This window comes from Micromonospora sp. KC723, assembly GCF_004348595.1.
Taxonomy (GTDB): domain Bacteria; phylum Actinomycetota; class Actinomycetes; order Mycobacteriales; family Micromonosporaceae; genus Micromonospora.
On record NZ_SMKD01000153.1, the window covers coordinates 1 to 12,123 of the forward strand.

General features: G+C 72.5%; 10 protein-coding genes. 7 read left to right on the plus strand and 3 right to left on the minus strand.

Annotation, left to right across the window (positions count from 1 at the left end; translation table 11 throughout):
* The 3 genes from E1165_RS24565 to E1165_RS24575 form a co-directional block, all read right to left on the minus strand.
* Positions 1–422 (minus strand): PadR family transcriptional regulator (locus E1165_RS24565; RefSeq protein WP_132394112.1); only part of this gene is annotated, 422 nt, incomplete at its 3' end.
* Between the two features lie 187 nt (positions 423–609).
* Positions 610–1,461: a 1-acyl-sn-glycerol-3-phosphate acyltransferase gene (locus tag E1165_RS24570; protein WP_132394113.1), complete on the minus strand. Its 852-nt coding sequence runs from the start codon at positions 1,459–1,461 to the stop codon at positions 610–612.
* On the minus strand, positions 1,458–2,237 hold the full coding sequence (locus E1165_RS24575; protein WP_132394114.1) for a GNAT family N-acetyltransferase: 780 nt from the start codon (positions 2,235–2,237) through the stop codon (positions 1,458–1,460). Before E1165_RS24575 ends, E1165_RS24570 begins: the two co-directional genes overlap by 4 nt.
* Positions 2,238–2,469: 232 nt before the next feature.
* Here E1165_RS24575 and E1165_RS24580 point away from each other — a divergent pair, with 232 nt between their 5' ends.
* The 7 genes from E1165_RS24580 to E1165_RS24610 form a co-directional block, all read left to right on the plus strand.
* On the plus strand, positions 2,470–3,141 hold the full coding sequence (locus E1165_RS24580; RefSeq protein ID WP_132394115.1) for a hypothetical protein: 672 nt from the start codon (positions 2,470–2,472) through the stop codon (positions 3,139–3,141).
* Positions 3,142–3,290: 149 nt separating this feature from the next.
* Positions 3,291–4,223, plus strand: a complete 933-nt coding sequence (locus tag E1165_RS24585; RefSeq protein ID WP_132394116.1) for an ATP-binding cassette domain-containing protein — start codon at positions 3,291–3,293, stop codon at positions 4,221–4,223.
* On the plus strand, positions 4,220–5,032 hold the full coding sequence (locus tag E1165_RS24590) for an ABC transporter permease (protein WP_132394117.1): 813 nt from the start codon (positions 4,220–4,222) through the stop codon (positions 5,030–5,032). The genes E1165_RS24585 and E1165_RS24590 overlap by 4 nt, the downstream gene beginning before the upstream one ends.
* A 254-nt stretch (positions 5,033–5,286) precedes the next feature.
* The gene (locus E1165_RS24595; protein WP_132394118.1) at positions 5,287–9,018 is read left to right on the plus strand and encodes a multifunctional oxoglutarate decarboxylase/oxoglutarate dehydrogenase thiamine pyrophosphate-binding subunit/dihydrolipoyllysine-residue succinyltransferase subunit; all 3,732 of its coding nucleotides are present in this window, start codon (positions 5,287–5,289) and stop codon (positions 9,016–9,018) included.
* A 92-nt stretch (positions 9,019–9,110) separates the two neighbouring features.
* Positions 9,111–9,290, plus strand: coding sequence for a DUF6104 family protein (locus E1165_RS24600; RefSeq protein WP_132184910.1), 180 nt, complete (start codon positions 9,111–9,113; stop codon positions 9,288–9,290).
* 70 nt (positions 9,291–9,360) lie between these two features.
* Positions 9,361–11,436, plus strand: a complete 2,076-nt coding sequence (pta, locus tag E1165_RS24605; RefSeq protein ID WP_132394119.1) for a phosphate acetyltransferase — start codon at positions 9,361–9,363, stop codon at positions 11,434–11,436.
* A partial coding sequence (locus E1165_RS24610; protein ID WP_371687397.1) for an acetate/propionate family kinase occupies positions 11,433–12,123 on the plus strand: 691 nt, incomplete at its 3' end. The genes pta and E1165_RS24610, both read left to right, overlap by 4 nt.

Sequence of the window (12,123 nt, forward strand, 5' to 3'; positions counted from 1 at the left end):
GGGGTGGGCCGCTCCCAACGGGCCTGCCGGGTCCGCCGGGTCGCCGCGCGCAGCTCGCGCTGGAGGTCGTGCGCCGAGCCACGTACCTCGGTCCGGACGTCGCCGGCGAGGGTGGAGAGGTCCTGCACCGAGGCGGTGATGTCGGACTCCAACGCGGCCAACTCGTCGGCGCGCCGCCGCAGCTCGGCGCGGCCCGTCTCGGTGATCTCGTAGATCTTGCGGCCACCGACCGCCGCATGGGTGACCAGCCCCTCCACCTCCAGCCGTTGCAGCCGGGGGTAGATGGTGCCGGCGCTCGGGGCGTACAGGCCGAGGAAGCGCTCCTCCAGCAGGCGGATCAGCTCGTAGCCGTGCTTCGGCCCGGCGTCGAGGAGCTTGAGCAGGTAGAGCCGGAGACGCCCGTGACCGAACACGGCGCTCACAGCCGCTCCTGCACGTCGTACCGCACGGCGACGGGGGCGTCCACGGTGAACCGCTGCGGCTCGTGGACCGTCCAGCTGGTCATGGCGGCCCCTCTCCTCGTGGGCGACGCGGGGATGACGTCGCTCAGGAGGAGAGCGTAACGCGATACATCGCGACAGCACAGCAGTGTCGTGTGCCGGGGCGGCGTCATGCCGCCAGGCCGAGCCCCTCCTTCGCCGGGAGCAGGTGGACCGCCGACTCGGCGGCCCGGGCCAAGGCCCGCCGGTCGGCGTCCCGGGACGGGTGCAGCGCCGCCGCCACCCGCACCGTCAGCACCAGGTCACGGGCGGCGAGCACCCGGCGTACCGACCGCCAGAGGGTCTCGTCACCGACGAAGGCCGCCGCGGTGGTGTCCGCGCCGGTGGCGGCACACCGGTAGCCGATCCGGACCGGCACCACCGGCACCCCGGCGTCGATCGCCGCCTGGAAGGCGGCCGGGCGGAACCCGCGCCCCGGGCGGCAGCCGACCGCTCCGGAGGCGCCGCACCAGGTCGTACCTTCGGGGAAGACCGCCACCGGGCTGCCTCGACGCAGCGTCGCGGCGATCCGGTCGACCGTCGCCGGCAGGTCCCTGGGACGGGCCCGGTCGACGAAGAGCGCGCCGGCCGCGCGGGCCAGCCGCCCGACCAGCGGCCAGCGACGGACCTCGCTCTTGGCCAGCAGCCGGGCCGGCGTCACCGCCAGCACCGCGAACACGTCCAGCCACGAGACGTGGTTGGCGACCAGCAGCGCCGGCCGGCGCGGCGGGCGGCCCCGCACCTCCAGCCTGACCCCGAGGACGCGGGCCGTGCCCCGCGCCCAGCCCCGCACCACGGCGGCCCGCTCCGCCGCCGGTAGCGCCGGCAGCAGACCGACCAGGCCCGCCCCGACCAGCATCATCCCGAGTACGCCCAGCAGCCGGGCCACCCGCAGCGCCACCGGTACGGCGGGCACCTCGCCCGGGGCCGGCAGGCAGACCGGCCCGCAGCCGGAGACCGGCCGCCACAGCACGGCGCTCACCCCTCGGCCCCGCCGAGGAAGTGCCGCAGGTAGCGCGGGTTCATCCGGTCCAGGGAGAAGAGCACGTAGAAGTCGGCCACCGCGAAGTCCGGGTCGTACGCGGGTTCGCCGGCGATCCACGCCCCGAGCCGGAGGTAACCGCGCAGCAGCGGCGGAATCAGCGCGCTCCCGGCGGCGCCTCCGGTCGCGGTGTCCGGCCGTGCCGCCCCCGCCTCGGCGAACCAGGGCCGGCGGGGACGGACCCGCAGCAGGGGTGGCGACAGGTGCTTCGCGCGGGCCAACGCCCACGCCTCGGCGGCGGCCCGGCCGCCGTCGGCCACCGGCACCGAGGCGCAGCCACCGAGCCAGCGGGAGCCACGCAGGTGCAGGTAGCGGGTGATGCCGGCCCACATCAGGTTGATCACCGCGCCGGAGCGGTGGTCGGGGTGGACGCAGGAGCGGCCCGCCTCGACCAGCACGTCACGGAGCGGGTCGAGCGCGGTCAGTTCGAACTCGCCTTCGGCGTACCGGCGGTCGGTGCGGCCCGGAGGCAGCAACCGGTACGTCCCGACCACCGCGCCGGTGCGCTCCTCGCGCACGATCAGGTGGTCGCAGTGGGCGTCGAGGTCGTCGACGTCACGTCCATCCGCGGCGGGTCGCAGGGTCGCGCCGAGTTCGGTGGCGAAGACCTGGTGACGCAGGCGTTGCGCGGCCGCGACCTGGATCGGGTCGTCGGCGATCAGCAGGGTGTATCCGCTGGTCGTCAGGGGTGCGCCAGCGGCGTGCAGAACGGCCATGACTCCTGTGTAGGTGCCCGGGGTTGCCGCCCTCCCGGTGACGGGTGTCAATCCGGTGAACGCCGGTCGGCGGTCGGCCCCGACCCGGGCACGAACGGGGCGACCAGGCCTTCCGACGGTTCGCGCGCCCGGCGGCACCGGCCGGCCACCGGGCGCCGCGTCAGGGCCCGGCCGGACGTGCGACGCTGCCCGGACGGACCGGCGCGGACGCCGGGCGCACGGAGGAGTGCCAATGATCATCGACTCCCGGTTCAACGGCCCGCCCGGCTCGGGCAACGGCGGATGGAGCGCCGGGATCTTCGCCGCCGCGTACGGCACGGACCGCCCGGTCGAGGTGACCCTGCGCCGCCCGCCGCCGCTGGACACCCCGCTGCGCATGGCCGAGGGCGACGTCCTTGATCCGGACGGGCGGCTCGTCGCCCAGGTCCGGCCGGCCGGAGACCCGCCCCCGGCGGTGCCCCCGGTGGATTCGGCGACGGCGGCGACGGCCGCCGCCGCGTACCCGGGTCTGCGGGACCACCCCTTCCCCGGCTGCTACGTCTGCGGCCCTGACCGGGCGGACGGGTTGCGGATCTTTCCCGGCCGACTCCCGGACGGCCGGACCGCCGCGCCGTTCCGGGTGCCCGCTCCGGTCGTCCCGGCCACGGTCTGGGCGGCGCTGGACTGCCCCGGCGGCTGGGCGGTGCTCGCCCCCGGGCGGCCGTACGTCCTCGGCCGGATCGCCGCCGTGGTCGACGCGCTGCCCGCACCGGGTGACGAGTGCGTGGTCACGGGCGCGGCGGTCGATGTCGCGGGGCGCAAGGCCGTGGTGGAGACCAGCCTGTACGGTCCCACCGGTGCGCTGCTCGGGCGGGCCCGGGCCACCTGGGTCGCGGTGCCGCCGGAGCCGACGGCTCGTCCCTGAGGATGACGGCATCCCGCCCGGGAGGGATGCCGGAGTAGCGAGTGCGTCTGATGGCGCGGATTGCCCCCGCTTGGCAGGCTGGCGGCGGCGCCTGGGCAACGGCGCCGCGCACCGCGGCGCGTGACGCGCCGCCGCACGGGAGGAGAACGATGTCCGACGGGCAGTGGAGCCCCAGCACCGGCCAGATAGTCGTGTCCGGACTGACCAAGCAGTACAAGAACGTCCGGGCGGTCGACGACCTGTCCTTCACCGTCGAACCCGGTCGGGTGACCGGCTTCCTCGGCCCGAACGGCGCCGGCAAGACCACCACCCTGCGCATGCTGCTCAACCTGGTGACCCCCACCAGCGGCACGGCCACCATCGGCGGCCGGCGGTACGCCGACCTGACCGATCCGCTGCGGCACGTGGGCGCGGTGCTGGAGGCGTCCAGCGCGCACAAGGGCCGCACCGGGATCAACCACCTGCGGGTGATCTGCGCGGCGGCCGGGTTGCCGAAGCGGCGGGCCGACGAGGTGCTGGCGATGGTTGGGCTGACCCCCGCCGCGAAGCGCAAGTTCAAGGGCTACTCGCTGGGCATGAAGCAACGGCTCGGCATCGCCGCGGCGATGCTGGGTGACCCCGGGGTGCTGATCCTGGACGAGCCGGCCAACGGTCTGGACCCGGAGGGCATCCGCTGGATGCGCGGCTTCCTCAAGAACCTCGCCCAGGAGGGCCGAACGGTGCTGGTCTCCAGCCACCTGCTCTCCGAGATGCAGCTGCTGGCCGACGATGTGGTGATCATCGCAGCCGGCCAACTGGTCCGGCAGGGCCCGGTCGACCAGGTGATCGGGTCGATGACCCAGGGCGTCCGGGTGCGGGTGCGCACCCCGCAGGTCGAGGAGCTGACCGCCGCGCTGAAGGCGCAGTCGGCCACGGTCACCGCCGGTGAGCACGGCGTCCTGCTGGTCGACGGGGCGGACGCCCCGACCGTCGGGCGGGTCGCGCTGGCCGCCGGCGTGGAACTGCACGAACTCACCACCGAACGACCCGACCTGGAACGGGTCTTCCTGGAGCTCACGGCCGGGAAGGCGGGCATCCGATGAACCTGGTCCGATCCGAACTGCTCAAGATCCGTACCACCAACGCCTGGTGGCTGCTGGCCCTCGGAGCGTTCCTGTCGCTCGCCCTGGCCTTCGCGATCAACACCTGGCTCGCCGTCAGCTCGCTCAGCGGCAACCCCGAGACCGCGGAGGCCGGCGGGATCCCCGCCACCCCGGCCGCGCAGGCGGCCAACCTCTACACCTCCGGCCAGTACCTCGGGCTGATGTTCGTGATGCTCATCGGCATCCTCATGGTCACCAACGAGTTCTTCCACCAGACCGCGACCACGACGTTCCTGTCCACTCCGCGCCGCACCTCGGTGATCGTCAGCAAGCTGATCGCCGCCTCGCTGCTGGGTTTCGGGTTCTGGCTGGTCACCACGGTCATCGACCTGGCCGCCGGGGCGACGGTGCTGGCCCTCAACGACCACGGGACGCAGCTCGGTGAGTGGGAGGTGCAGCGGGCGCTGCTGCTCAACCTGCTGGCGTACGCGATCTGGACCGTCCTCGGGGTGGGCATCGGCACCCTGATCACCAACCAGCTCGGCGCGGTGATCACGGCGTCGGTGGTCTACCTGCTCGGCACCCAGGTGGTGGGGGTCCTGTTCTTCCTGCTGGCCAACTGGCTGGACAACATGGCGGTGATGAAGTGGCAGGTGGTCTGGCCGGCCGCCGCCTCCAGCATCATGGTCAGCGGCGGCGAGTCGGAGATGCTCCCCGCCTGGTGGGTGGGTGCGCTGGTGCTGGTCGGGTACGCCCTCGCCAGCGGCGTGGCGGGCGTCCTGATCACCCGGCGGCGCGACATCTCCTGACCACTCGATCGACGCGACCCCGGACGGTGACAGCGACGCCACCGTCCGGGGTTGTCGCGCCTAGCAGGAGTCGACGGGACACGCAGCGTTTGCTGAACTTCTGGCATCTTCTGTGAAACGGGCCACCCGTCGGAGGCGGAAATGCTTGCGCCGTTCGTACGGCGTAGCCTGGGACCCGTCCCCCGTGCGCCCCGACTCGGGCACGGGTGTCACCGCGTGACATTCAACCCGCGTGAAAGAGGCGATTACCGGCCGTGTCGACGCAGCAGACTTCGCAGGAGAACCCACTGGCGGGTTTCGGCCCGAACGAGTGGATCGTCGAGGAGATGTACCAGCGCTACCTCGCCGACCCCTCGAGCGTCGACTCGGCCTGGCACGACTTCTTCGCCGACTACCGGCCGGCCCCGGGTGCCGGGACATCCCGTCCGGCTGAGGAGAAGGCCCCGGCGAAGCCGGTCGCGAAGCCGGCGGGCCAGCAGGAGGCCGCCGTGACCACGCCGGCCGCGAAGCCGCCGGCCCCGCCGAAGCCCGCCGCCGAACCGAAGCCGGCCGCCGAGTCGAAGCCCGCCGCCAAGCCGGCTCCGGCGAAGGCGGTCGCGGACAAGCCGGCCGCGAAGGCCCCGACGGCGAGCGCCGCCGGCACCACCCCGCTGCGCGGCATCGCCGCGAAGATCGTGCAGAACATGGACGCCTCGCTGTCCGTGCCGACCGCGACCAGCGTCCGGGCGGTCCCGGCCAAGCTCCTGGTCGACAACCGCATCGTGATCAACAACCACCTCGCCCGGGGGCGGGGCGGCAAGGTCAGCTTCACCCACCTGATCGGGTACGCGATGGTCCGGGCGCTGGTCGAGCACCCGGAGATGAACAACTCCTACGCCGAGGTCGACGGCAAGCCGGCGCTGGTCCGCCCGGAGCACGTCAACCTGGGCATCGCCATCGACCTGGCCAAGCCGGACGGCTCCCGCAACCTGGTGGTCCCGTCCATCAAGGCCTGTGAGCAGATGGACTTCCGGCAGTTCTGGCAGGCGTACGAGGACGTGGTCCGGCGGGCCCGCCGCAACGAGCTGACCATGGACGACTACACCGGCACCACCATCTCGCTGACCAACCCGGGCGGCATCGGCACGGTCCACTCGATCCCGCGCCTGATGCAGGGGCAGAGCGCCATCATCGGCGTCGGCGCCATGGAGTACCCGGCGCCGTACCAGGGCATGAGCGAGGCGACCCTGGCCGAGCTGGCGGTCAGCAAGATCATCACACTGACCAGCACCTACGACCACCGGATCATCCAGGGCGCGCAGTCCGGCGAGTTCCTGAAGGTGATGCACGAGCTGCTGCTCGGTGAGCGCGGCTTCTACGACCAGATCTTCACCTCGCTGCGCATCCCCTACGAGCCGGTGCGCTGGATGCGGGACGTGGCCGTCGACTCCGAGGGCCAGATCAACAAGACCGCGCGGGTGCACGAGCTGATCCACGCGTACCGGGTGCGCGGCCACCTGATGGCCGACACCGACCCGCTCGAGTTCAAGATCCGCAAGCACCCGGACCTGGACGTCCTCCAGCACGGGCTGACCCTGTGGGACCTCGACCGCACCTTCCCGGTCAACGGTTTCGCCGGCAGGCAGCGGATGAAGCTGCGCGAGATCCTCGGCGTGCTGCGCGACTCGTACTGCCGCCGGGTCGGCATCGAGTACATGCACATCCAGGACCCGGAGGAGCGGCGCTGGATCCAGGAGCGGATCGAGCGCAAGTACGAGAAGCCGCCGGCCGACGAGCAGAAGCACGTGCTCAACCGGCTCAACGCCGCCGAGGCGTTCGAGACCTTCCTGCAGACCAAGTACGTGGGCCAGAAGCGCTTCTCGCTGGAGGGCGGCGAGTCGCTGATCCCGCTGCTGGGCGAGGTCCTGGAGGCCTCCGCCGAGGGCGGGCTGGACGAGGTCGTCATCGGCATGGCCCACCGGGGCCGGCTGAACGTGCTGGCCAACATCGTCGGCAAGCCGTACGAGAAGATCTTCTCCGAGTTCGAGGGCCACCTGGACCCGCGCTCGACGCAGGGCTCCGGCGACGTGAAGTACCACCTCGGCCAGAACGGCAAGTTCACCACCCCGGACGGCGACCACTCGGTGAAGGTCTCGGTGGTGGCGAACCCGTCGCACCTGGAGGCCGTCGACCCGGTGCTGGAGGGCATCGTCCGGGCCAAGCAGGACCGGATCGACCTGAAGCTGGAGGGCTACACCGTGCTGCCGCTGGCGGTGCACGGAGACGCCGCCTTCGCCGGCCAGGGCGTGGTGGCCGAGACGCTGAACCTGTCCCAGCTGCGCGGCTACCGCACCGGCGGCACCGTGCACGTCGTGGTCAACAACCAGGTCGGCTTCACCACGGCACCGGAGTACTCCCGCTCCAGCCTCTACAGCACCGACGTGGCCCGGATGATCCAGGCGCCGATCTTCCACGTCAACGGCGACGACCCCGAGGCCGTCGTCCGGGTCGCCCGGTTGGCCTTCGAGTACCGCCAGACGTTCAACAAGGACGTCGTCATCGACCTGGTCTGCTACCGGCGGCGCGGGCACAACGAGGGCGACGACCCGTCGATGTCCAACCCCCAGATGTACAAGATCATCGACTCGAAGCGCTCGGTGCGCAAGCTCTACACCGAGGAGCTGATCGGGCGGGGTGACATCACCGTGGAGGACGCGGAGGAGCTGCTGCGCGACTACCAGTCGCAGCTGGAGCGGGTGTTCAAGGCCACCCGCGACGCCGCCACCACGCCGCGCCAGCTCAGCCGCCCGCGCCGCGAGGACGAGCCGGAGCCGCAGGTCGAGACCGCCACCGACGCCGCGGTCATCAAGGCGATCGGCGAGGCACACGTGAACCTGCCGGAGGGCTTCACCCCGCACAAGCGGATCCAGCAGTTGCTCGACCGGCGGCACAAGATGTCCATCGAGGGCGGCATCGACTGGGGCTTCGGCGAGATCATCGCGTTCGGCGCGCTGCTGCACGACGGGGTCACCGTCCGGCTCGCCGGTCAGGACTCCCGCCGTGGCACCTTCGTCCAGCGGCACGCCTCGATCGTCGACTCGAAGACCGGCGACGACTACCTGCCGCTGAAGTCGCTCACCGGCGACGGCGAGCGGTCCCGCTTCTTCGTGCACGACTCGCTGCTCAGCGAGTACGCCGCGATGGGCTTCGAGTACGGCTACTCGGTGGAGAACGTCAACGCTCTGGTCTGCTGGGAGGCCCAGTTCGGTGACTTCGTCAACGGCGCCCAGTCGGTGATCGACGAGTTCGTCTCCTCCGGCGAGGTCAAGTGGGGCCAGCGCTCCGCCGTCACCCTGCTGCTGCCGCACGGGCACGAGGGCCAGGGCCCGGACCACACCTCCGGTCGCCCGGAGCGGTTCCTGCAGCTCTGCGCCGAGGACAACATGCGCGTGGCGATCCCGACCACCCCGGCGAACTACTTCCACCTGCTGCGCCGCCAGGCCCTGTCGCCGAAGCGCAAGCCGCTGGTGGTGTTCACGCCGAAGTCGCTGCTGCGGCACAAGCTCTGCGTCTCCCCGGTCGAGGACTTCACCACCGGCACCTTCGCCCCGGTGCTGACCGACCCGGCCACCCCGGCGCCAGAGCAGGTCAAGCGGGTGTTGCTCTGCTCGGGCAAGGTCTACTACGACCTGTTCCAGGCCCGGCAGGAGCGGGGAGTCACCGACACCGCGATCATCCGGATCGAGCAGCTCTACCCGATGCCGGTGGAGGAGATCCGGGCGGCGCTGGCGGCGTACCCGAACGCCGAGGACTTCGCCTGGGTGCAGGAGGAGCCGGCCAACCAGGGCGCCTGGTCGTTCGTCGCGCTCAACCTGCTGGAGCACCTGGCCGACGTGCGACTGCGGCGGATCTCCCGCCCGGCCGCCGCGGCCCCGGCGGTCGGATCTGCCAAGATGCACGAGGTCGAGCAGACCGCGCTGATCGAGGCGGCGCTCCCCCGCCCGTGACCTGACCGCACCGACGAGACCGGGGCAGCGCCGTCCGCGTGACGGCGCTGCCCCGGTCCTCGTCCGGCGGCCCCATTCGCGAGAGGAACACCGTGTACTTCACCGACCGTGGCATCGAGGAACTGGTCGAGCGTCGGGGCGACGAACAGGTCAGCATCGAGTGGCTGGCCGAACGCCTGCGCGACTTCGTCGACCTCAACCCCGAGTTCGAGACCCCGATCGAGCGCCTCGCCACCTATCTCGCCCGCCTCGACGACCCCGACGACGAGTAAACCGCCCCACCCCTTCCCCGGTGGGGGTGGGTTTCGCTCGGTGCGGGCGGTGATCTCCTAGGGTGGGGGCGTGGCCCGCAGCGTCTACCTGACCAGCGTGGGGTCCGGCGGAGGTAAGTCCACCATCGCCCTGGGCCTCGCGGAACTCCTCTCCCGGCAGGTCGAACGGATCGGCGTGTTCCGGCCGCTGGTCAGGGACGCCGCGCCGGATCCGATCCTCGCCCTGCTCACCGACCGGTACCGGATCGACCTGCCGCAGCGGGCCCTGACCGGCGTCAGCTACGCCGAGGCCGCCGCGCTGGCCGCCGACGGTCGCCGGGAGGAGCTGATCTCCCGGATCGTCGAACGGTACCGGGACCTCGAACGGCGCTGCCCGGCCGTGGTCGTGGTGGGCAGCGACTTCGCCGACGGCGGTGACGGCGCGGGCCCCCGCGAACTGGCCTTCAACGCCCGGCTCGCCACCGAGTTCGGCAGCGTGGTGGTCCCGGTGGTGGACGGCTTCGGGCAGTCCGCCGAGACGGTCGCGGCGACGGCGCGCGGCGCGTACCACGATCTGGTGGACCTGGGCGCGACGGTGCTGGCGGTGGTCGCCAACCGGGTTCCCGGGCCGATGAGCCTGCCCGAGCTGCCGGTCCCCGCGTACGCCATCCCGGAGGTGCCGGCGGTGTCGGCGCCGACGGTGGCCGAGGTGGCCACGGCGCTCGGCGCCACCCTGCTGGCCGGGGACGACGCCGCGCTCGGCCGGGACGTGCTCGACTACGTGGTCGGCGCGGCGCACGTGCCGATCCTGCTGGACCACCTGACCGAGGGGGCGCTGGTCATCACCCCGGGCGACCGGGCGGACCTGCTGGTCGCGGCGAGCGCCGCGCACGTCGCCGGGCAGGTCCCGCTGGCCGGGGTGGTGCTCACCCTCGGTGAGCCGCCCGACCCCCGGGTGATGCGCCTGGTCGAGGGGCTCAACACCGGGTTCGCGGTGCTCTCGGTGCCCGGCGACAGCTACCACACGGTCGAGGCGTCCAGCCGGATCGAGGGTCGCCCCAGCCCGGCCAACCCGCGCAAGGTGGAGGCCGCCCTCGGCGCCTTCGAACAGAACGTGGACACCGTCGACCTGGCCCGCCGGCTGCGGGTCAGCCGCTCCGCGCGGGTCACCCCGCTGATGTTCGAGTACGACCTGATCGACCGGGCGCGGGCCACCCGCCGCCGGCTGGTGCTGCCCGAGGGGACCGAGGAGCGGATCCTGCGCGCGGCGGAGATCCTGCTCCGCCGGGGGGTGGCCGAGCTGACCCTGCTCGGTCGTCCCGACGACGTCGCCCGGCGCACCCGGGAACTGGGTGTCGACCTCACCGGCGTCGAGGTGGTGGACCCGGCGACCAGCGGGTGGCGGGACGGCTTCGCCGAGCAGTACGCGGCGCTGCGCGCCCACCGGGGCGTCACCGTCGAGTCGGCGCACGACATCGTGGCGCAGCCGAACTACTTCGGCACCATGATGGTGGCCGCCGGGCACGCCGACGGCATGGTCTCCGGGTCCACCCACACCACGGCCGCCACCATCCGCCCGGCGTTCGAGATCATCCGCACGGTGCCGGGGGTGTCGGTGGCCTCCAGCGTCTTCTTCATGCTGCTCGCCGACCGGGTGCTGGTCTACGGCGACTGCGCGGTCAACCCCGACCCGGACGCCGCCCAGCTCGCCGACATCGCGATCTCTTCGGCCGACACGGCGGCCCGGTTCGGCATCGAGCCCCGGGTGGCCATGCTGTCGTACTCGACCGGCGACTCGGGCTTCGGGGCGGACGTGGAGAAGGTCGCGGCGGCCACCAAGATCGTCCGCGAGCGCCGGCCGGACCTGCTCGTGGAGGGGCCGATCCAGTACGACGCGGCGATCGACCCGCAGGTCGCGGCCACGAAACTGCCGGACAGCCCGGTGGCGGGACGGGCCACGGTCTTCGTCTTCCCGGACCTGAACACCGGCAACAACACGTACAAGGCGGTACAGCGGTCGGCGGGCGCGGTGGCGGTCGGCCCGGTCATGCAGGGCCTGCGCCGACCGGTCAACGACCTGTCCCGGGGCGCGACCGTCGCCGACATCGTCAACACCGTGGCGATCACCGCCATCCAGGCGGCCGGGTCGCCGGAGGAGGCCTCGTGACCGACCGGGTGCTGGTGCTCAACTGCGGGTCGTCGTCGGTGAAGTACCGGCTCTACGACGGCGAGACCATCCGCGACCGGGGCACCGTGGAACGGGTCGGTGAGCCGGGCGGCGGGCCGGCCGACCACGCCGCCGCCGTACGCGGGATCCTGGACCGCCTCGACCTCACCGGGTTGCGGGCGGTGGGGCACCGGGTGGTGCACGGCGGACGACGGTTCAGCCAGCCGGTGCTGGTCGACGACGAGGTCTTCGCCGCCATCGCCGATCTCGTCCCGCTCGCGCCGCTGCACAACCCGGCGAACCTGGCCGGGATCGAGGTGGCCCGCCGGGCGCTGCCGGACGTCCCGCAGGTCGCCGTCTTCGACACCGCGTTCCACCACACCCTGCCCGAGGCCGCCGCCACCTACGCCATCGAGCGGGACACCGCCGAGCGGTACGGCATCCGCCGGTACGGCTTCCACGGCACCTCCCACGCGTACGTCTCGAAGCGCACCGCCGAGCTGCTGGACCGGCCGTACGCCGAGCTGCGCACCATCACCCTGCACCTGGGCAACGGAGCGAGTGCCTGCGCCGTCGACGGCGGTCGCAGCGTGGCCACCTCGATGGGCATGTCGCCGCTGGAAGGCCTCGTCATGGGCACCCGCAGCGGCGACCTGGACCCGACGGTGATCTTCCACCTGCGCCGGG

Excerpts from the sequence above, each read along its gene's own strand:
- E1165_RS24575 (WP_132394114.1), bottom strand. The coding sequence starts at position 2,237 with ATGGCCGTTCTGCACGCCGCTGGCGCACCCCTGACGACCAGCGGATAC.
- E1165_RS24580 (WP_132394115.1), top strand. The coding sequence starts at position 2,470 with ATGATCATCGACTCCCGGTTCAACGGCCCGCCCGGCTCGGGCAACGGC.
- E1165_RS24585 (WP_132394116.1), top strand. The coding sequence starts at position 3,291 with ATGTCCGACGGGCAGTGGAGCCCCAGCACCGGCCAGATAGTCGTGTCC.
- E1165_RS24590 (WP_132394117.1), top strand. The coding sequence starts at position 4,220 with ATGAACCTGGTCCGATCCGAACTGCTCAAGATCCGTACCACCAACGCC.